A 21415-nucleotide genomic window follows, 5' to 3' on the forward strand; every position below is an offset into this window, starting at 1 on the left:
AGGCCCAGAACTCAACCGCCTCGAACAGGCCGTCAGCGAGACTATGCGCAGCAAGTCACTGGCCGAGCAGAGGCTGGCGGCTGCTGCATCCGACATGCAAGCTGCCGAATTAGCCCGTGCCGACATCACCAAGCTGGATGGCGACCTCGCTGCTCTGGTGGCCAAGCGGGATTCGCTGAAGAGCAAGCTGGATGCGCTGGCTGGCCGCGTGACACAAACCGCTGGCTCTCAGCCTGTCGATGGCAACTTCCCCAGCCTGATCGTTGAAGCCGGCGGTGGCGCCTTCCGTATCATCGAGGTCTCTGAAAATACGGCAGTGGCTGAGGCCATCATTCCGCCAGCCGCTGCATCGGCAACGGATTGGACGCTGATGACGCTCGCGACGCCCGAGTCCGGCCGGCGGACCTCCGACCGTGAGGCCGTCTGGCTCGAAACGCTGCGGTCCGACGGGCTTATCGAGAATGCCCTCGCCTGGCGTTTTTTCACCTCAGGCGACTCGCGCGAGGCGGAACTGGCGGGGATCAGGGGCGCGCTGGTGGGTTCGGCGCTGACCCTCCTCGTAACCCTGATCATTTGCTTGCCGCTGGGTGTGGGGGCCGCGATCTACCTCGAGGAATTTGCTCCGAAGAACCGATGGACGGACATCATCGAAATCAACATCAACAATCTCGCTGCGGTTCCTTCGATCGTCTTCGGCCTGCTTGGCCTTGCAATGTTCCTGAATTTCTTCGGCATGCCCCGCTCAGCCCCTCTTGTTGGAGGTCTTGTGCTGGCGCTGCTCGTTCTGCCCACCATCATCATCGCCTCGCGCGCCGCTCTCAAGGCTGTGCCACCGTCAATCAAGGAAGCCGCGCTGGGTGTGGGCGCTTCACATCAGCAGGCAATCTTTCATCATGTGCTGCCACTTGCCGTGCCGGGCATCATGACTGGCACCATCATCGGCATGGCGCACGCACTCGGGGAGACGGCGCCACTTCTGATGATCGGCATGGTGGCCTTTATCGTCGATGTCCCCGAAGCGATTACCGATGCCGCCACCGTGATGCCTGTGCAGATCTATCTGTGGTCAGATCTGCCAGAGCTTGCCTTCCAGGCCAAGACGGCGGCTGCCATCATCGTGCTGCTGGCGTTTCTGTTCATCATGAACGCCCTCGCTATCTATACACGCAAGCGCTTTGAGCGGCGCTGGTAGTTTTCAGGGAGTGAAGCCATGAACGCCCCCGTTCCATTTCAGACGCTCGTGACGCCGCAGACCCCGCGGATCATGGCGGAGCGGCCGGTCAAGATTGCCGCCGGCAACGTTGACGTCTTCTACGGCGACAAGCATGCCATCAACCAGCTGTCGATCTCCATTCCAGACCGCGCCGTCTCGGCCTTCATCGGTCCGTCGGGTTGCGGCAAGTCGACCTTTCTGCGTTCGCTCAACCGGATGAACGACACCATTCCGTCCTGCCGGGTGACGGGCAGCATCGTGATTGATGGCGAGAACATCTATGATTCGAAACTCGACGTGGTGCAGCTGCGCGCCCGCGTGGGCATGGTGTTCCAGAAACCCAACCCCTTTCCCAAGGCCATCTACGAGAATGTGGCCTACGGGCCGCGGATCCATGGCATGGCCAGAAGCAAGGCCGAGCTCGACGTCATCGTCGAGAACAGCCTGCGCAAGGCCGGTCTCTGGGAAGAGGTCAAGGACCGTCTCACCCATTCCGGAACGAGCCTGTCGGGTGGCCAGCAGCAGCGGCTGTGTATCGCGCGCGCCATTGCGGTAAACCCGGAGGTGATCCTGATGGACGAGCCCTGCTCGGCGCTTGACCCGATCGCCACGGCGCGCATCGAGGAGTTGATCGACGAGCTTCGGCAGAACTACTGCATCGTGATCGTCACCCATTCGATGCAGCAGGCCGCGCGGGTCTCCCAGCTGACGGCCTTCTTTCATCTCGGTACGCTCGTCGAGTATGGCGATACCGACGAGATGTTCACCGCGCCACAGGAAAAGCGCACACAGGACTATATAACGGGCCGCTTCGGCTGAGCCTGGAGGAAGCACACATGTCAGATCATATCGTGAAAGCCTATGACGAGGATCTCTCCCAGCTCAAGACCATGCTGGCCCAGATGGGCGGCATCGTGGAGCAGCAGCTCGATGATGCCATCGATGCTCTCTACCGGCGCGACACTGTCCTGGCCGACCGGGTGATCCAGGATGACGAGAAGGTCGACATGCTGGAACATCAGATCGAGGAGAAGGCAATCCTCACCATCGCCAAGCGTCAGCCCCTGGCGCGCGATCTGCGCGAGATCATGGTAGCGATCCGCGTTGCCTCCGACCTCGAACGCATCGGCGACCTGGCCAAGAACACTGCCAAGCGCACCCACGCCATCTCCGAGCAATTGCCGCGCAAGCTGATGGCCGGTGTTACGCGAATGGGCCGCATGGCCCAGGCGGAGCTCAAGAGCATCCTTGATGCCTATGCCCGGTCTGATGCCGCCATGGCGCTCGAGGTGTGGCGCTCGGATGAGGATCTGGACGCGCTCTACAACTCCATCTTCCGCGAACTTCTCACATACATGATGGAAGATCCGCGCAACATCAGCCTGTGCACCCATCTGCTGTTCGGCGCCAAGAACATGGAGCGCATCGGCGATCATGCCACCAACATCGCCGAGAACATCCACTATCTGGTGCACGGGAAGCCACTGGCAGAGGGGCGGCCAAAAAAGGACGTGACCAGCTCCCTGCGCATCGAAGGCTTCAGGCCGTCGGACGAGTAAGAGCATGGGCGCATCCATTCTAGTCGTCGAGGACGAAGAGCCGATCCAGATTCTGCTCAGCTATAATCTGGAATCGGAAGGATATCGGGTGCGCCACACCGCCGAGGGCGAAGAGGTGGCGAAGCTGATCGGCGAAGAGCGGCCCGATCTGATCCTGCTGGACTGGATGCTGCCCGGCATCTCCGGCATCGAGGTCTGCCGCCTGCTGCGGGCCAAGCCCGAGACGCGGGATATTCCCATCATCATGCTCACGGCGCGCAGCGAGGAGGCGGAGCGGGTGCGCGGTCTGGCCACCGGCGCCGACGACTATATGGTGAAGCCCTTTTCGGTTCCGGAGCTTCTTGCGCGCATCCGCACCATCCTGCGCCGGGTCAACCCCGATGCCGTGGCAGACATGCTCAAGGCGGGTGACCTGTCGCTTGACCGCAGGACGAGGCGCGTGACGCGCGCCACCCGCGACATCAACCTCTCGCCAACCGAGTTCCGGCTGCTGGAGCATCTCATGCAGAATCCCGGCCGCGTATATTCACGCGCCCAGCTTCTGGACACGGTGTGGGGCCATGATGTCTATGTCGACGAGCGCACCGTGGACGTGCATGTCGGGCGGTTGAGGAAATCCCTGAGCCGCGGCCGTGAGGCCGATCCCATCCGTACGGTGCGCGGCATGGGGTACTCTTTCGATGAGCGGTTTGGCCGCGCGGGCTGAGACCGCGGCCGCGATGTCAGCCGAAGGATGCCTTGCGGTGCCGGCGGTCCTGCAGCGGCTGATAGGCGAGCCTGGCGTGATATTCGCAATAGGGTGAGCCATCGCGCGGGCCGTGACCGCAGAAGCAGAAGTCTTCGCTGCCCGGGTCTCCGATTGGCCACTTGCAGGTCTTGTCGGAGAGATGAAGAATGGTCACGCGGCCGTCCTGCGGCAAGTCGACCAGACGGAGAGGCTGGGGCTCCGGCAGCGTCTGCGGCCGTGGCTGCACGACTGCGCGCATCATCGGCTTGAGGGCGGAGCTGCCCGCCGTCGGGAGGCTGGGAAGCCCGCCGCCGGCGCGGCTGGCCAGGCTGGGCTCGCGAGGCTTGCGGGGCGCACGCGGCTGGGCGGTGCGCTGCGGCTGAGCCCGTCCCGAAAGATTGAGGCGGTGAACCTTGCCGATTACCGCATTGCGGGTCACGCCGGCACCGAGCCGCCCAGCGATCTGGCTAGCGCTCAGCCCTTCGGTCCAGAGTTTTTTCAGAAGCTCCACCCGTTCGTCTGTCCAGGACAATTTGCCCCTCCAAGATTGCGTTCCGGCCCTTCGGCAACGGAATCGATCACGTATTGCCGGGCGGTGCCCGCACCGGCGCTTTGAAACACCAAACTGACTGTTGGACGCTACATCTCGTAGCCTGTCGCGGGCGACCCTACAATACGCAGTGACTCGCCTGCAACCTTCCCTGGCCAGAATCGCGATTGTTTTCCCCAGTTTCCGGTTCTGGCCGTTGGTTAACCAATCCTTATCAGCGACCTGAATCCCCGGTCCATGCGCTGTTTTGACTCAGTGTGGACAAGCGTGAATCAATCCGTGAATCATCGTGTTGCAGCCCGCGATTGACCCTGTGCGGGCGTGGTTTTATAAAGTGCAGGCTTCGGGGCGCCCTCCACTTCTGGCGGGCGCCCTTTGATTTCGACAGACAGGGTTCTGCCATGATCTCTCCCGTGCTCCCCACTTACGCCAGGGCCAAAGTCGCATTCGAGCGTGGCGAGGGTGTGCGTGTCTTCACACCGGATGGCGACAGCTATCTGGATTTTGGTGCGGGCGTTGCCGTGACCAGCTGTGGCCATTCCCATCCGCATCTGGTGCAAGCCCTCACCGAACAGGCGCAGAAGATCTGGCACACATCAAATCTCTACCAGATGCCGGGCCAGGAAAAACTGGCGCAGCGGCTGATTGAGCACAGCTTCGCCGATACGGTGTTCTTCACCAATTCCGGCGCTGAGGCCCTGGAATGCTCCATCAAGATGGCCCGCAAATACCAGTCTGCTGTCGGGCATCCCGAGAAATATCGCCTGGTCACCTTCGAAGGCGCATTCCACGGGCGCACGCTGGCCACCATCGCGGCAGGTGGCCAGGCAAAATACCTCGAAGGTTTCGGCCCAAAGGTCGATGGCTTCGACCAGGTGCCGTTCGGTGATCATGAAGCGCTGAAGGCGGCGATCGGGCCAGCCACGGCGGGCATCCTGATCGAGCCGGTGCAGGGTGAGGGCGGCATCCGCCCGGTGCCGCCGCAATGCCTGCGCGGCCTGCGCGAACTGTGCGATGCCAACGGGCTGCTGCTCATCTATGACGAGGTGCAGTGTGGCATCGGCCGAACCGGCAAGCTCTTCGCCTATGAGTGGTCGGGCGCCGCACCCGACATCATGGCAGTGGCCAAGGGCATCGGCGGTGGCTTTCCCATGGGGGCGTGCCTCGCCACCGAAAAGGCGGCCCAAGGCATGACCGCGGGAACGCATGGCTCGACCTTCGGCGGCAATCCGCTTGCCACGGCGGTGGGCAATGCTGTGCTTGACGTGATCCTGGCGCCGGGTTTCCTCGAGGCCGTTCAGCAGCGCGCGCTGACGCTCAAGCAGAAGCTTGCCTCGCTCAAGGACAGGCACCCGGCGGTCATCGAAGAGGTGCGCGGCCAGGGCCTGATGGTGGGCATCAAGTGCCGGCTGCCCAACACGGCGCTGCAGCAGGCGGCGCTTGACCAGCATCTCCTGGTGATCGGCGCGGGCGACAATGTGGTGCGGCTCCTGCCGCCGCTGATCGTCACCGACGCAGACGTCGCCGAGGCCGTCGACAAGCTCGATCGCGCCTGCCTGGTGCTTGAAGCCAAGCCCGCCGCCTGAGGAGTCCAGCATGGCCAGCGTGAAGCACTTTCTCGACATTTCCGATTTTGATGCGGCAACCCTCGAGTCGATCCTGTTGGCGGCGCGCAGCATGAAGGATCGTCGCAAGGGCCAGCCCAGAGGCCTGCGTGAGGCCGGAGAGCCACTCAAGGGGCGCGTACTGGCGCTGATCTTCGAGCGGCCCTCGACCCGCACGCGTGTGTCCTTCGAAGTCGCCATGCGTCAGCTCGGCGGCGAAACGCTGGTGCTGACCGCCAATGACATGCAGCTCGGTCGCGGCGAAACCATCGCCGATACGGCGCGCGTGCTGTCGCGCTATGTGGATGCCATCATGATCCGCGCATCGCGCCACTCCCACCTCACCGAGCTTGCGCAAGCAGCCAGTGTGCCGGTGATCAACGGCCTTACGGATCTCACCCATCCCTGCCAGGTGATGGCCGACGTCATGACGCTCGAGGAACATGCCGGGCCGCTGAAGAACCTGACGGTGAGCTGGGTGGGCGATGGAAACAATGTTGCAACCTCATGGATTCACGCGGTGGGCCAGCTGGGCGGCCGGCTGCGCATCGGCGCGCCCGCGCCGCTGGCCCCGCCCGCCGCGGTGATGGACTGGGCAAGAAAGCGTGGCGCAGACGTGAGCCTCATGACCTCGCCTCAGGAGGCGGTGCGCGATGCCGATTGCATCATCACCGATGCCTGGGTGTCGATGCATGACACCGACGCCGCGAACCGGCACAATCTGCTGAAGCCGTATCAGGTGAACCGGCAGCTGATGGAGCATGCCAGGCCAAATGCGAGGTTCATGCACTGCCTGCCCGCCCATCGCGGCGAGGAAGTGACAGACGAGGTGATGGACGGCCCGGCATCGCTGGTCTTCGACGAGGCGGAGAACCGCCTGCACATACAGAAGAGCATTCTGCTTCATTGTCTGGGCTCGTGATGGCCACTGCAGAAGGCCAGCCCGGCGAAGATCTCGTCCTGCCTTTCGAGGTGAAGCCGCTGGGCGTGCGGGGCCGGCTGGTGCGGCTTGGCGCTGCCGTTGACGACATCGTGCACCGCCATGCCTATCCGCCGCCGGTCTCGGCGCTGCTCGCCGAGGCGGTGGCACTCGCTGCGATGCTTGGCGCCATGCTGAAGTTCGATGGCAAGTTCATTCTCCAGACCAAGACCGATGGCCCGGTTGACATGATCGTTGCCGATTACGTGGCGCCGGGTCGGGTGCGCGGCTATGCCCGGTTTGATGCTGCCCGTGTCGCAGCACTCGAGACGGCCAGCCAGCAAGCGCTGCTCGGCAATGGCTATCTGGCGATGACGGTTGATCAGGGTCCAGACATGGAGCGCTACCAGGGCATCGTGCCGTTGCAGGCCAGCGACCTGACTGCCGCTGCGCATGAGTATTTCGAAAAGTCCGAACAGATTCCCACCAGCATCCGCCTTGCTGCGGGACCGCTCGTGCAGCGTGGCGGGCGTGGCGAGGCCTGGCGGGCCGGGGCGATCATGGTGCAGCACCTGCCGCGCGAAGGCGGGTCGAGCCCGCTTCCCAGCCATTCCGGTGATGGTCCGGAGGGCAGGGAGGAGGTGCCGCGCGAGCATGACGACTGGGTGAAGGCTCGCCTGCTGCTTGAAACGGTCGAGGCCCATGAGCTGCTTGACCCGCAACTGACGGCCGAGAGGCTTCTCTACCGCTTGTTCCACGAGGATGGCGTCACTGCTTATCCGGTTGTTCCGCTGGCTCGGTACTGCAGTTGCTCGGAAGAATCTATCAAGTTGATGTTAAAGCGTTTTCCTGAAGCTGACCGGGCTGACATGGTCGACAACGGAGAGATTGGGGTTACCTGCGAATTCTGTTCGACCGTGTACCGACTGACGCCCGAGGACGTTAACCGTTGAGGCGTCCGGGCAGTGCGGATGTCGTATTTATGTGCGAATCTGTCCAAATCGTTAGTGGCATTCACCACCCTCGTGTGCGACTGTCGTTGACGGATCACCATCCCCGTGACAGCCTCACGGACAATACGGTCGAGCAGCCCTCGACGGAAAAGAAAAAAGAGCGGATGCGGCGAAAAAGCTCCGGACGGCGGGCCCAGAGGCCCCTCCCATCCTGGCGTCCTTCGTGGTGTTCCGACGGAATTTGAACGGTCAGTGAAGGAGACAGACGTATGACCGAATTTGAAATGAAGATGAACGCAGCGCAGAAGGCTGTCGGCCTCGGCAAACTTTCCCGCCGTGACTTCATCCAGTTCGCAATGGCTTCCGGCATGACGCTGGCGGCAGCGAGCACCCTGTTTGCCAGCGCTGCCCGCGCCCAGCCCAAGGCGGGCGGCGTGTTCAAGGCAGCGGTCGGCCATGGCCAGACGACGGACTCGCTTGATCCGGCAACCTGGTCCAACGGATTCACCTTCGCCTGGGGCAAGTCGGTCATGGGCGCGCCACTGGTGCAGATCAACCAGAAGAACGAAGTCGTGCCGCATGTGGCCGAGAGCTTCGAGCCTGCGGATGGCGCCACCAAGTGGATCGTCAAGCTGCGCAAGGGTATCACCTTCCACAATGGCAAGGCGCTGACCGCTGATGACGTGGTCGCCACCATCAACTATCACATCGGCCCTGACTCCAAGTCGCCGGCCAAGGGCGTTCTGTCGAACGTGACGGCTGTCAAGGCCGATGGCCCAGACACCGTGATCTTCGAGCTCAACGGCGGCAATGCCGACTTCCCCTATCTGCTGTCGGACTACCATCTGTCGATGTATCCCTCCGAGGGCGGCAAGATCCAGTGGGAGAAGGGCATCGGCGCCGGCCCCTATGTGCTCAAGTCGCTCGAGCCGGGCGTCAGGCTCGTTGCCGAGCGCAACCCGAACTACTTCGGAACCACCTGGTTCGATGGCATCGAGGTTCTCTCGATCATCGACGTTGCCGCGCGCACCAACGCCTATCTCTCGGGCGAGGTGCACTTCATCGACCGCGCCGACCTCAAGACAATCGACATGCTGAAGAGCGCGCCGGACACCGAACTCTACAACGTGTCCGGTTTCGCGCATTACACCGCGCCGATCCATTGCGATGCTGCGCCCTTCGACAAGGTCGAGGTGCGTCAGGCGCTGAAGTGGGCGATCAACCGCCAGGATCTCGTTGACAAGATCGTGTTTGGCTACGGTTCCCCGGGCAACGACAATCCGCTGTCACCAGCCCTGAAATATGCGATCCAGCCCGAGCCGGTCTACAGCTATGATCCGGAGAAGGCCAAGTCGCTGCTCAAGAAGGCCGGCATGGAAAACCTGAAGGTCGATCTCTCGGCCTCTGACGCCGCCTTCCCCGGCGGTGTTGACGCTGCCCTGCTGATGGCGGATCACGCCCGGGCCGCCGGCATCGAGATCAATGTCGTGCGTGAGCCCAATGACAGCTATTGGGACAATGTCTGGCTCAAGAAGCCCTGGTCGCTGTGCTACTGGGGCGGCCGTCCGACGGCAGATGCCTTCCTGTCGATCTCGCTGGCGGCCGACGCCGCCTGGAACGACACGCGCTGGAAGAACCCGCGCTTCAACGAGCTGCTGGTGGCGGCCCGTGCGGAGACGGATGAGGCCAAGCGTCAGGCGATGTATGCTGAGTGCCAGCAGCTCGTACATGACGACGGCGGTCAGGTCGTGCTGATGTTCAACAACTATGTGGGTGCGCTGTCGACCAAGATCGGCCACGACGCCTTCAATTCGGACTTCGACCACGACGGTGGTTTCATGTACGAGCGCTGGTGGATGGCATAACGACGCCAATCCATTAGGAAATTTTGTGACAGGGGGCTCCGTCAAGCATTGACGGAGCCCTTTTCTCGTGTGAACCTTGGCGCGGATGGTCAAAACGTCTGCCATCGCCACGAGTTTATTTCGAGGGTGGACCAGAGCAGACGACGGCGGGTTCAACCGCTCCAGCCACGGGATGAAAACTGCCGGCCCAGCCGGCATCAGGGAGAGAACCAATGAATGACACGCAGGAAAAGCTGACAGCCGCATTGCGCGACGCAGTGCGCGGCCGCATCACCCGCCGCGAGTTCACCCAGCTGGCTCTGGCCTCTGGCGTGAGCCTCGCCGCCGCCAACAGCATGTTCACCAAGGCCCATGCCGACGAGCCCAAGAAGGGCGGCACGCTGAAGATCGGCGTTGGCCATGGCGCCACGACCGACTCCATGGATCCGGGCACCTACCCGGACCAGTTCACCGGCACTGCGCTGTGGGGCACGCTGTCCAACAGCCTGACCGAGATCGACGCAGACGGCAACGTCGTCGGTGACGTGGCCGAGAGCTTCGAGGCCTCCGACGGCGCCAAGAAGTGGGTGTTCAAGCTGCGCAAGGGCGTGACCTTCCACGATGGCCGCACGGTGACCGCTGATGACGTGGTGGCCTCCCTCCAGCATCACCGCGGCGAGGATTCGAAGTCGGCTGCCAAGTCGCTTCTGAAGGAAATCGTCACGCTGAAGGCCGATGGTGCCGATACGGTGGTCTTCGAGTTGTCTGGCGGCAATGCCGACTTCCCCTACACGGTGTCCGACTATCACATGCCTATCATGCCCAAGAAGGATGATGGTTCAGTGGACTGGGAGTCCGGCAATCGCACCGGCGCCTACAAGCTCGAGAAGTTCGAGCCGGGCGTGAAGGCGAGCTTCACCAAGAACGAGAATTACTACAAGCCCGGCAAGGGCTGGTTCGACGCGGTCGAGTTCTATTCGATCAAGGACGTGGCGGCGCGTACCAATGCGCTGCTCTCGGGCGAGGTCCACTACATGGACCGTTGCGACCTCAAGACCCTCGACATGCTGAAGTCGAATGCGGACATCACCGTCCAGGAGATCACGGGCTACGGCCACTACATCTACGTCATGAACGTGACCCAGAAGCCCTTCGACGATGTCAACGTCCGGCTCGCCATCAAGTACTCGATCAACCGTGATGATGTGCTCGAGAAGGTGTTCCTCGGCCATGGCACGGTGGGCAACGACAATCCGATCGCGCCGACGGTGAAGTTTGCCGTCGATCCGCAGCCGCGCCACAGCTACAACCCGGACAAGGCCAAGGAGCACCTGAAAAAGGCTGGCCTCGACAGCCTGAAGTTCGATCTCTCGGTAGCTGATGCCGCCTTCTCGGGAGCGGTCGATTCCGCACTTCTCTGGAAGGAGCACGCCAAGGCCTGCAACATCGACATCAACGTGATCCGCGAGCCGGATGATGGCTACTGGGACAATGTCTGGCTGAAGAAGCCCTTCGTCGCCTCCTACTGGAGCGGCCGCCCGACCGTGGACTGGATGATGACCACGGCCTACGCGGCTGACGCCGCGTGGAACGACACGTTCTGGAAAAATCCTCGTTTCAACGAGCTTCTCGTGGCCGCGCGCTCCGAGACGGATGAGGCCAAGCGTGCCGCCATGTATGCCGAGATGCAGCAGATCCTGCATGATGACGGCGGCCTGGTGAACATCCTGTTCAACTCCTATGTCGAGGCCCATGCCAAGAATCTGGGCCACAACAAGGTCGCGGCCAACTGGCAGCTCGATGGCATGCGCATTGCCGAGCGCTGGTGGTTCACCTCGTGATCTGACCCGGCACGAAACCGCGCCGGGGGCTCTTGTGGCGCGTCAGCGCACCGGCCCCCGGCGTTTTCCTGTAGAAACACGCTGTGGTTTGCCGCCAGGGACGCGGCAGGCCCGCAAAGAGGCCAACGGGGGGACGCATGCATCCGGTTCTGAGAACCGTCCTGCAGCGCTTGGGGCTGGGGTTGCTGACACTGTTTGCGGTGTCGGTGGTGATTTTTGCGTCCCTTGAAATGCTTCCCGGCGGCTTTGCCGAGGCGATCCTGGGCCAGGGCGCCACGCCCGAGACGGTTGCCGCCTTCAACCGTGAGATCGGCCTCGACCGGCCGGCCACCGTGCGTTACGTCGAATGGATCGGAAACATCTTCCGCGGTGATTTCGGCTATTCCTATGCAGGCCTTGGCGGCTCAATCAAGCGCAGCGTCACCGACCTGATCGCACCAAGGCTCTACAACACCTTTTTCCTCGCCATCATGACGGCGGTCGTCGCCGTGCCGCTGTCGCTCGTTCTCGGGGTTCTCGCGGCGCTCTACCGCAACAGCTGGTATGACCGGATCGTGAATTCCGTAACGCTCACCACCATCGCCACGCCGGAATTCTTCATTGCCTATCTCCTGATGTTCTTCTTCGCCATCAAGAACAAGTGGTTCTATTCGCTCTCCACCGTCTCCGACACCACGGAGTTCGCCGAGCATCTGTTTCGCGCCGCGCTGCCGGCAGTGACGCTCACCCTTGTCATCGTGGCCCACATGATGCGCATGACCAGGGCCGCGCTCATCAACCTGCTGGCCAGCCCCTACATGGAAATGGCGCAGCTGAAGGGCGTGCCGCGCCGCGAGGCGATCGTCAGGCATGCCCTGCCCAACGCCTGGGCGCCAATCGCCACGGTCATCGCTTTCAATCTTGCTTATCTGGTGGTGGGTGTGGTCGTGGTCGAGGTCGTCTTCGTCTATCCCGGCATCGGGCAGCTGATGGTCGATTCTGTATCCAGCCGCGACATGCCGGTGGTGCAGGCCTGTGCGCTGATCTTCGCGGCCACCTATATCCTGCTGAACCTCACCGCTGACATTATCTCGATCATCACCAATCCCCGGCTGCTGCACCCGAAATGACCACGAAAGCCCCAGAACTGCGACAGGTGCGAGCCAGGCGAAGCCTCTGGGAGGATGGACGGCGCACGCTGGCCTCTGCGCCCTTCAGCGCCTGGTTCGGCATGATCGTCATCCTGATCTACGTGATCGCTGCTGTCTTCGCGCCGTGGATTGCGCCCTATGGCGAGGCGGAAATCGTCGGCAAGGCCTATCAACCGGCGGGCGGCGAGTTCTGGCTTGGCACCGACCAGATCGGACGTGACCTGTTTTCCCGCCTGATCTATGGCGCACGCAACACCATCGGCATCGCCTTCCTCACCACACTCCTGTCTTTCGTGATCGGCGGAACACTGGGCGTGCTCACCGCCCTGAAGCGCGGCTGGCTCGACCAGTCGATATCGCGGGTCGTCGATGCCTTCCTGGCCATTCCGGTGCTCATCTTTGCGCTGATGCTGCTGGCCGTCTTCGGAAAGAGCATCCTCAACCTGATCCTCATTCTTGCGTTGCTCGACTCGACCCGCGTGTTCCGCCTGGCACGCGCCACCGCGCTCGATGTCGTGGTGATGGATTATGTCGAGGCGGCGAAGCTGCGCGGCGAGCGCATGGGCTGGATCATCTTCAGGGAGGTGCTCCCCAACATCCTGCCGCCGATGATCACCGAATTCGGCCTGCGCTTCTGCTTCGTGTTCCTTACCATTTCGGCACTGTCGTTTCTGGGCGTTGGCATTCAGCCACCCACTGCCGACTGGGGTTCCATGGTGGCCGAGAGCAAGACCCTCATCACCTTTCCGGTGCGCAGCTTTCCGTGGATTCCGGCTCCCTTCTATCCGGCCATTGCGATCGCGCTCCTGACGGTCGCCATCAATTTCGTGGTGGACTGGTTCCTCCACAAGACCAGCGGGTTGCGCGATGAAGCCTGACAAGCAGCGCGTCAAGGGTGAGACCCTTCTCGAAATCCGCGGCCTCAGGATCGAGGGCAATTCGGATGGGGTGTGGCATCCCATCGTCAGGGGTGTCGATCTCACGCTGAGGCGTGGCGAGGTTCTGGGGCTGATCGGCGAGTCGGGTGCCGGCAAGTCGACGATCGGACTAGCCGCGATGGGCTTTGCGAGGCCCGGCTGCCGCATCACGGACGGCAGTATCCTTTTCGACGGCATCGACCTGCGGGCAGCGGGCGAGGAAGACAAGCGCCTCCTGTGGGGCTCGCGCATCGCCTATGTGGCCCAGAGTGCCGCTGCGGCCTTCAACCCCGCCCATAAGCTCATCGACCAGACGGTGGAAACCACCGTGCGCCGTGGGGTCATGAGCCGCGACAAGGCGGTGGCCGATGCCGTGGACCTCTATCGACGCCTGCAACTGCCCGACCCGGCGCACATCGGAGATCGCTACCCGCATCAGGTATCGGGCGGCCAGCTGCAACGCGCCATGACGGCCATGGCCATGTCCTGTCGGCCTGACCTGATCATCTTCGATGAACCGACCACCGCACTCGACGTGACCACCCAGGTCGAGGTGCTGGCGGCCATGCGCAACATCGTCGAGCAGTTCCACACGGCAGCCATTTACATCACCCATGATCTTGCCGTTGTCGCACAGATGGCCGACCGCATCATGGTGCTGCGCCAGGGCCGCGAGGTCGAAGAGGCCCCAACCCGGGTGATGCTGAAGGAACCGAAGGACGACTATACCAAGACGCTGTGGGCGGTGCGGAAGCTCGCCAAGCCGGAGCAGGTGAGCGACGACATCGTGCTGAGCGTGCGCAACGTCGATGCCAGCTATTCGGGTGTCGTCAAGGTTCTGGACAATGTCACCGTTGGTCTGCCGCGTGGCCGCACCGTGGCGGTGGTGGGCGAGTCAGGCTCCGGCAAGTCGACACTGGCGCGCGTCATCACCGGGCTGCTGCCACCGTCAAAAGGCGACATCCTGTTCAACGGAAAGCGGTTGTCGCGGGCGCTGAAGGACCGCGACAAGGATACGCTGCGCCGAATCCAGATGATCTACCAGTCGGCAGATACCTCGCTCAATCCGCGCCAGACGATCCGCGACATCATTGGCCGGCCGCTGCAGTTCTATCATGGTGTGGAGGGCGCGGCGCGCGACCGGCGTGTCGCGGAGCTGCTCGACGGCATCGAAATGAACGAGAGCTATATCGACCGCCTGCCAACCGAGCTTTCGGGCGGCCAGAAGCAGCGCATCTCGATTGCACGCGCACTCGCCGCGGAACCTGACATCATCATCTGCGACGAGGTCACCTCGGCGCTCGATCAGATCGTGCAGGAGGAAATCCTCAAGCTGCTGATGAAGCTCCAGAAGGACACCAACGTCTCCTACCTGTTCATCACCCATGACATCGCAACCGTAAGGGCGATCTCGGACGAGGTCGTGGTCATGAACCAGGGCAAGGTGGTGCAGCAGGGGCCGAAGAGCCGGGTGCTGAACCCGCCGCATCCGGCCTATACCGAACTTCTGCTGTCCTCCGTGCCGCAGATGGACCCCGACTGGCTCACCAACCTGCTGGCCCAGCGCGCCGCGGCAAAGGCCAGGACCTGAGGAGCTTGTCCCCCGTGGCTTCATCTTCCCACGCCCAGTCCGTGGCCGGCGGCACCCGTTTCCTCGAGGCCGGGTCAGGCGAGGTCATTCTGTTCATTCATGGCAGCGCAGAGACGGCTGAGGTCTGGCTGCCGCAGCTTGCAGCTTTCGCGGCCAGCCATCGGCCGCTCGCGCCGGATGTGACGGCGGCCGATGCCGTGGCCCAGCTGCGGCGCCTGCTCGATGATCTGGCGCTTGCCTCGGTCAATGTCGTGGCGCAGGGCGATGGTGGCGCGATCGCCCTCGCCCTTGCCGCTGCCCATCCGCAGCGGGTGCGGCGCCTCGTAACCATTGGTTTCGAGCCTGGGGCCGCAGTTGCGCCCCGCCTTCTGTGTCCGGTGCTGTTCATGCCCGCCGCTGATGATGAAAGGTCGGTGACCGCGGCCCTGTCTGCCGTTCTGTCGGAACGGCTCAGCCGTTTCGACAACCGCGAACTGCGCACGGCCTTTGGCAGCTTCATGACGGGCGTGACGATCGTCACCACGGCGGGCGTTGATGGCCAGCCTCGCGGCTTCACGGCCAACAGCTTCACTTCCGTCTCGCTCGAGCCGCCACTGCTGCTGATCTGCATCGGCAAGGCCGCGGCCAGCGTGGATGTGTTCTCGCGGGCGGAGGGCTTTGCCGTCAACATTCTTTCGGAGGCCCAGAAGGACACATCCGTGCTGTTCGCCTCCAAGCGGCCGGACAAGTTCGAGGCGGCGAACTGGCGGCCTGGGCCCTTTGGCAATCCGCTGATCGAAGGCTCCGCCGCCTGGTTCGATTGCGCGCGCTATCAGGTGATCGACGCCGGCGACCACATCATCCTGATGGGCCATGTCCAGGCCTTCTCCTATTCGGATGCCAATCCGCTGGGCTATGCGCGCGGGCATTACATCACGCTGGGTCTCGAGCAGGCGGCGGTGAACGCCGCGTCCTCTGCCAGCCGCACCGTGGTGGGCGCCATTCTCGAGAGTGACAACCGGTTGATCCTGCTGCCGGACCCGGCCCGCCCCGATGGCCTGGTGCTGCCAGAGGTTGGCCGAAGCGGTGCCCATGGCAGCGCGTCGCAGCTGCATGATCTGCTGACGCGCGAGGGCATGGATGCAACGCTGGGCTTTCTCTTCGCGGTGTTCGAAAACCCCGAAAGCCGCGAACAGTGCATCTATTACCGGGGCGAGGCGTTGCTGCATGCCCGCGGCCGCACTGTGCTGGCCGATTTCGAGGACATCCCCTGGGACAGGCTCCCGGACGAGGCAACACGATCGATGCTCCGCCGCTATGCCGCCGAACGCAAGATCGGCCGATTCAAGATCTATTCCGGCGACCACCGCCAGGGCCTGGTGAAAGCCGTCGATTGACGGGAAATCGAGACCGGGCTTTGATGCATCCGTTCATGTGCCTGGCATCTGTCGAGGCAGAACACAACGGGGGACGCACATGTATCTCGGACTGGATTTCGGAACCTCATCCGTCAAGGGCGTGCTGATCGACGCCAGCCAGAAAATCCTGGCCAGCGCCAGCGCGCCGCTGAAGGTATCGCGGCCGCATCCCGGCTGGTCGGAGCAGAACCCGGAAGACTGGTGGAAGGCCTGCAATGCTGTGGTCAAAACCCTGCGCAAGCTGAAGCCAAAGGCGGTGGCCGCCGTCGAAGGCATCGGGCTTTCTGGCCAGCAGCATGGCGCGACACTCCTTGACAAGGATGGCAAGGTGCTGCGCCCCTGCATCCTGTGGAACGACGCGCGCTCGTTCCGTGAATGCGACGACATCATGAACCGCGAGCCGCAGGCCGTGCCGCTCGCCGGCAACATTCCGCTCGCCGGTTACACCGCGCCCAAGCTCGTGTGGGTGAAGAAGCACGAGCCCAAGACCTTCGCCAGGGTCGCCAAGGTGCTGCTGCCCAAAGACTACATCCGCTTTCGCATGACCGGCGACTATGCATCCGACATGTCGGACTCGTCCGGTACCTTCTGGCTCGACATCGCCCGCAGGCAATGGTCCAAGCTGCTGCTCGACGCCTCCGATATGTCGGTCGACCAGATGCCGAAGCTTTACGAAGGCTCCGACGCCACCGGCCGCCTCACCGCGCAGGTGGCCAAGGCCTGGGGCATGCCGAAACGGCCCGTGGTGGCGGGCGGTGGTGGCGACAATGCCTCTGCTGCCTGCGGCATCGGCGCGGTCACCGACAATGCGGCGCTCGTCTCGATCGGCACCTCGGGCGTGATGTTCGTGTCGAACGACAAGTTCCGCCCCAATGCCGGCCGCATGGTGCATGCCTTCTGCCACGCCGTGCCCGGAACCTGGCACCAGATGGGCGTCATCCTCTCGGCGGCGGCAAGCCTCGAATGGCTGGCCGGCATTCTCGGCGCACCCGCGCCCAAGCTCACCGCAGCGCTCGGCAAGAACCTGACCGGCCCGTCGCCCGCACTGTTCCTACCCTATCTCTCGGGTGAGCGCACGCCGGTGGGCGATGCGCAGGTGAGGGGCCTCATCATGGGGCTGGGTCACGAGAGCGATCACAAGACGCTCACCCACGCCGCGCTCGATGCCGTGGCTTTCGCTTTCCGCGACTCGCTCGAGGCGCTGAAAGATGCCGGAACCGAGGTGAAGCGTGTGACGGCGGTGGGCGGCGGCTCCAAGTCAGAGCTCTGGCTGAAGATCATCGCCACGGTGCTGGGCGTGCCGGTGGACCTGCCGGCGGCGGGCGATGTGGGCGGCGCCTTCGGCGCGGCGCGGCTTGGCCTCATCGCTGCCACGGGGGCGGATTTCCGCAAGGTGCTGACCGCGCCCAAAACCGCGCGCACCATCAGGCCGGAAGCCCGGGCCCGCGAGGCCTATGAGGAACACTACCGGCGCTATACGAAAATCTATCCCGCCATCAAGGAGATCTACCGCTGATGCCGCAATTCTATTCGCGCCGCGAGCCCGTCAGATACGAAGGCCCCAACAGCGCCAGCGATCTGGCCTTCCGCTGGTACAACCCCGATCAGATCGTTCTCGGCAAGCCGATGCGCGAGCAGCTGCGCTTTGCGGTGGCCTACTGGCACACGCTGTGCTGGCCGGGCACCGATCCGTTCGGCGGCGATACCTTCCAGCGCCAGTGGCACCACATGGCCGATGGCATGGCCGCCGCCCGCATGAAGGCGGATCTGATGTTCGAGACGCTCGATCTGCTCGGCGTCGATTTCTTCTGTTTCCACGATCTCGACATCGCGCCCGAAGGCAACTCACTCAAGGAGTTCAACGCCAATGTGAGTGAGATCGCGCGCATCTTCGAGAAGAAGATGGCGGCCGGCAACAAGAAGCTGCTGTGGGGCACCGCCAACATGTTCTCCAACCGCCGCTTCATGGCGGGGGCCGCCACCAACCCTGACCCGGATGTGTTTGCCTATTGCGCCGCACAGGTGAAGCACTGCATGGACGTGACCAAGGACCTGGGTGGTGCGAACTATGTGATGTGGGGCGGCCGCGAAGGCTATGAGACGCTGCTCAACACCAACATCGGGCATGAGCTGGAGCAGGCCAAGCGCTTCCTGTCGCTGGTGGTGGAGTACAAGCACAAGATCGGCTTCAAGGGCCCGATCCTGATCGAACCCAAGCCGCAGGAGCCCACCAAGCACCAGTATGACTATGACGTCGCCACCGTCTATGCGACCATCTCGTCTCTGGGCCTGCAGAAGGATGTGAAGGTCAACATCGAGCAGAACCACGCCATTCTGGCAGGGCACAGTTTCGAGCATGAAATCGCGCTGGCTGCGGCGCTGGGAATTTTCGGTGGCATCGACATCAATCGCGGCGATTATCAGTCCGGCTGGGACACTGACCAGTTTGCCATGAATGTGCCAGAAATGACGCTCGCCTTCCTCGAAATCCTGAAAGCCGGTGGCTTCACCACCGGCGGCCTCAACTTCGATGCCAAGATCAGGCGCCAGTCGATCGACCCGGACGATATTCTCCACGCCCATGTGGGCTCCATGGATGCCTGCGCCCGGGCCCTTCTGGCGGCTGCGAAGATCATCGAGGACGGCAAGCTGGCGGCGATCGTGGCGGAGCGCTACGGCAAGTGGAATGAGCCCGCGAACCGCGCCATGCTGGAGGGCAAGGAGACGCTCGACCAGATTGCCGCACGCGTTCACGCCAAGGGCCTTGAGCCTCAGCCGCGCTCTGGCCATCAGGAGCGCATCGAAGGCCTGGTCAACACCTATCTCTGATCAACAGAACAACGGGAGCATAAGTCATGCCAAGAAACATCAAGGGGCCGGCGATATTCCTGGCGCAATTCGCGGGCGACAAGGCGCCGTTCAATTCCTGGACGGCGATCACCAAGTGGGCCGCATCGCTGGGCTACAAGGGCGTTCAGATCCCAAGTTGGGACGGACGCCTGTTCGATCTCAAGAAGGCAGCATCCTCGAAGGCCTACTGTGATGAGGTCAAGGGCATCGCCAAGGCCAACGGCGTCGAGATCACGGAACTCTCGACCCATCTGCAGGGTCAGCTGGTGGCCGTGCACCCTGCCTATGACGAGGCCTTTGATGCCTTTGCCCCGGCGGAGTTCCACGGGAAGCCGAAGGAGCGCCAGAAGTGGGCGGTGCAGCAGGTGAAATACGCCGCCAAGGCGTCGCGCAACCTGGGGCTCGACGCGCATGTGTCGTTCCCCGGCGCGCTGTGCTGGCCGTTCCTCTATGGCTGGCCGCCGCGCCCGCCGGGTCTCATCGAGGAAGGTTTCGACGAGCTGGCGCGGCGCTGGAAGCCGTTGCTCGATGTGTTCGATGAAAACGGCGTGGATTGCGGCTTCGAGCTGCACCCCGGCGAGGATGTGATGGACGGCGCCACCTTTGAGATGTTCCTCGAACGGCTCGACAACCATCCGCGCTGCATGATCAACTACGATCCATCACATTTCGTGCTGCAGCAGCTCGATTATCTCGATTTCATCGACATCTATCACGAGCGCATCTGCGCCTTCCACGTCAAGGACGCCGAGTTCAACCCTACCGGCAAGCAGGGTGTCTATTCCGGCTTCCAGCCCTGGCTCAAGCGGGCGGGGCGCTTCCGCTCGCTGGGCGACGGTCAGGTGGATTTCGGCGCGGTCTTCTCCAAGCTCGCAGGCTACAATTACGACAGCTGGGCGGTGCTGGAATGGGAGTGCTGCATCAAGGACTCGGTGCAGGGTGCCATTGAGGGCGCGCCCTTCATCGAAAGCCACATCATCAAGACCACCGAAAAGAGCTTCGATGATTTCGTTGCCGGATCCGCCGACAAGGCGAAGATCCGCCGCATCCTCGGCATCAAGTAAAAGCTCCAGGAGACAAGGCACATGGTTTCAGGACGGAGCGATGCGAACACGGGCCGCGTCAGGCTCGGCATGGTGGGCGGCGGGCAGGGGGCCTTCATCGGCGCCGTGCACCGCCTGGCGGCGCGAATGGACGACCAGTATGAGCTGGTGGCCGGTGCGCTTTCGGCGGACGCGGCAAGGGCCCGGGCGTCCGGCGCCGAGCTTGGGTTTGCGCCAGACCGCGTCTACACGGATTTCCGCGACATGGCCCGTGTCGAAGCCAAGCGCGCCGATGGCATCGAGGCGGTGTCGATCGTGACACCCAATTACATGCATGTGCCGGCTGCCATGGCCTTCATCGAGGCCGGCATCCATGTGATCTGCGACAAGCCGCTGGCCCTGAACCTGAAGGAGGCGAAGGCGCTGGAGAAGCTTTTGGCCAAACGCAAGGATGTGATCTTCGCACTCACTCACAATTATTCCGGCTATCCGATGATCCGTCAGGCCAAGGCGATGATTGCCGCTGGAGAGCTTGGCGAGATCCGCGTGCTGCAAGGCGAGTATCCGCAGGACTGGCTCACCACCGCGCTGGAAAAGACCGGCCAGAAACAAGCCGCCTGGCGCACCGACCCGAAGCGCTCGGGCGCTGGCGGCTGCGTGGGCGACATCGGCACTCACACCTACCAGCTGCTGTGCAATGTCTCGGGCCTGACCTGTGACGAGCTGTCAGCTGATCTCACCAGCTTCGTGAAGGGCCGCGTCCTCGATGACAATGCGCATGTGATGCTGCGCTTCAAGGGTGGCGCCAAGGGCATGATCTGGGCCAGCCAGGTGGCGCCGGGCAATGAGAACGGCCTCAAGATCCGTATCTACGGCACCAAGGGCGGGCTGGAATGGAAGCAGGAAGACCCGAATTACCTCTGGTTCACGCCCTTCGGCGAGCCGAAGCGGCTGATCACCCGCGGCGGGGCCGGTTCCAATGCCGCGGCGGGCCGCATGACGCGGGTGCCGCCGGGCCACCCTGAGGGCTATCTGGAAGGCTTCGCCAACATCTATTCCGAGGTGGCGCGCGCCATCAAGGCGAAGCGTGCAGGCAGGAAGCCAGACAAGGATGTGACCTTCCCGGGCATCGCGGATGGTGTTGCCGGCATGGCCTTCATCGAGGCCTGTGTGACGTCGTCGGAGAAGAATGGCAGGTGGACGCGGGTGTAGAGTGCATAGGGCCGTTCCGGGGCCTGATCGCCCCGGAGCCGGTCCGGGCGCCTCTTTCGTTATCC

18 protein-coding genes are annotated in these 21415 nt (G+C 63.1%); 17 read left to right on the forward strand and 1 reads right to left on the reverse strand.

Annotation, left to right across the window (positions count from 1 at the left end):
- The 4 genes from pstA to phoB all read left to right on the forward strand — a co-directional run.
- On the forward strand, nucleotides 1–1192 hold a 1192-nt coding region (gene pstA / locus ACILRN_RS00005; protein ID WP_395684532.1), incomplete at its 5' end, for a phosphate ABC transporter permease PstA.
- Nucleotides 1193–1264: 72 nt separating this feature from the next.
- A complete protein-coding gene (gene pstB / locus ACILRN_RS00010; protein ID WP_395684593.1) occupies nucleotides 1265–2032 on the forward strand; it encodes a phosphate ABC transporter ATP-binding protein PstB in 768 nt (255 codons plus the stop codon).
- Between the two features lie 17 nt (nucleotides 2033–2049).
- A complete protein-coding gene (gene phoU / locus ACILRN_RS00015; protein ID WP_395684533.1) occupies nucleotides 2050–2772 on the forward strand; it encodes a phosphate signaling complex protein PhoU in 723 nt (240 codons plus the stop codon).
- 4 nt (nucleotides 2773–2776) lie between these two features.
- On the forward strand, nucleotides 2777–3478 hold the full coding sequence (phoB, locus tag ACILRN_RS00020) for a phosphate regulon transcriptional regulator PhoB (protein ID WP_395684534.1): 702 nt from the start codon (nucleotides 2777–2779) through the stop codon (nucleotides 3476–3478).
- A gap of 16 nt (nucleotides 3479–3494) precedes the next feature.
- Here phoB and ACILRN_RS00025 read toward each other — a convergent pair whose 3' ends face one another.
- Nucleotides 3495–4031: a GcrA family cell cycle regulator gene (locus ACILRN_RS00025; RefSeq protein ID WP_395684535.1), complete on the reverse strand. Its 537-nt coding sequence runs from the start codon at nucleotides 4029–4031 to the stop codon at nucleotides 3495–3497.
- A 419-nt stretch (nucleotides 4032–4450) separates the two neighbouring features.
- Here ACILRN_RS00025 and ACILRN_RS00030 point away from each other — a divergent pair, with 419 nt between their 5' ends.
- The 13 genes from ACILRN_RS00030 (at nucleotide 4451) to ACILRN_RS00090 (ending at nucleotide 21350) form a co-directional block, all read left to right on the forward strand.
- The gene (locus ACILRN_RS00030; protein WP_395684536.1) at nucleotides 4451–5635 is read left to right on the forward strand and encodes an aspartate aminotransferase family protein; all 1185 of its coding nucleotides are present in this window, start codon (nucleotides 4451–4453) and stop codon (nucleotides 5633–5635) included.
- 10 nt (nucleotides 5636–5645) lie between these two features.
- Nucleotides 5646–6575, forward strand: a complete 930-nt coding sequence (gene argF / locus ACILRN_RS00035; RefSeq protein ID WP_395684537.1) for an ornithine carbamoyltransferase — start codon at nucleotides 5646–5648, stop codon at nucleotides 6573–6575.
- The gene (locus ACILRN_RS00040; RefSeq protein ID WP_395684538.1) at nucleotides 6575–7525 is read left to right on the forward strand and encodes an Hsp33 family molecular chaperone; all 951 of its coding nucleotides are present in this window, start codon (nucleotides 6575–6577) and stop codon (nucleotides 7523–7525) included. The genes argF and ACILRN_RS00040 overlap by 1 nt, the downstream gene beginning before the upstream one ends.
- A 269-nt stretch (nucleotides 7526–7794) precedes the next feature.
- Nucleotides 7795–9390: an ABC transporter substrate-binding protein gene (locus ACILRN_RS00045; protein ID WP_395684539.1), complete on the forward strand. Its 1596-nt coding sequence runs from the start codon at nucleotides 7795–7797 to the stop codon at nucleotides 9388–9390.
- A gap of 212 nt (nucleotides 9391–9602) precedes the next feature.
- Complete coding sequence (locus ACILRN_RS00050) at nucleotides 9603–11210, forward strand: ABC transporter substrate-binding protein (protein ID WP_395684540.1); 1608 nt, start codon at nucleotides 9603–9605, stop codon at nucleotides 11208–11210.
- Between the two features lie 137 nt (nucleotides 11211–11347).
- Entirely contained in the window at nucleotides 11348–12319 is a 972-nt protein-coding gene (locus tag ACILRN_RS00055) for an ABC transporter permease (RefSeq protein WP_395684541.1), read from the forward strand.
- Nucleotides 12316–13218: an ABC transporter permease gene (locus ACILRN_RS00060; RefSeq protein ID WP_395684542.1), complete on the forward strand. Its 903-nt coding sequence runs from the start codon at nucleotides 12316–12318 to the stop codon at nucleotides 13216–13218. The genes ACILRN_RS00055 and ACILRN_RS00060 overlap by 4 nt, the downstream gene beginning before the upstream one ends.
- Nucleotides 13208–14848 (forward strand): ABC transporter ATP-binding protein, encoded by a 1641-nt coding sequence (locus tag ACILRN_RS00065; protein ID WP_395684543.1) that lies wholly within the window; start codon nucleotides 13208–13210, stop codon nucleotides 14846–14848. Before ACILRN_RS00060 ends, ACILRN_RS00065 begins: the two co-directional genes overlap by 11 nt.
- 14 nt (nucleotides 14849–14862) lie before the next feature.
- Nucleotides 14863–16224 (forward strand): alpha/beta fold hydrolase, encoded by a 1362-nt coding sequence (locus ACILRN_RS00070; protein WP_395684544.1) that lies wholly within the window; start codon nucleotides 14863–14865, stop codon nucleotides 16222–16224.
- Nucleotides 16225–16303: 79 nt separating this feature from the next.
- The gene (gene xylB, locus ACILRN_RS00075) at nucleotides 16304–17761 is read left to right on the forward strand and encodes a xylulokinase (protein ID WP_395684545.1); all 1458 of its coding nucleotides are present in this window, start codon (nucleotides 16304–16306) and stop codon (nucleotides 17759–17761) included.
- Nucleotides 17758–19074, forward strand: coding sequence for a xylose isomerase (gene xylA, locus ACILRN_RS00080; RefSeq protein WP_395684594.1), 1317 nt, complete (start codon nucleotides 17758–17760; stop codon nucleotides 19072–19074). The genes xylB and xylA overlap by 4 nt, the downstream gene beginning before the upstream one ends.
- 26 nt (nucleotides 19075–19100) lie before the next feature.
- The gene (locus ACILRN_RS00085) at nucleotides 19101–20159 is read left to right on the forward strand and encodes a sugar phosphate isomerase/epimerase family protein (RefSeq protein ID WP_395684546.1); all 1059 of its coding nucleotides are present in this window, start codon (nucleotides 19101–19103) and stop codon (nucleotides 20157–20159) included.
- Nucleotides 20160–20180: 21 nt separating this feature from the next.
- The gene (locus tag ACILRN_RS00090) at nucleotides 20181–21350 is read left to right on the forward strand and encodes a Gfo/Idh/MocA family protein (protein ID WP_395684547.1); all 1170 of its coding nucleotides are present in this window, start codon (nucleotides 20181–20183) and stop codon (nucleotides 21348–21350) included.
- Nucleotides 21351–21415 lie beyond the last annotated feature (65 nt).

The organism is Aestuariivirga sp., assembly GCF_044238155.1.
GTDB lineage: Bacteria > Pseudomonadota > Alphaproteobacteria > Rhizobiales > Aestuariivirgaceae > Aestuariivirga.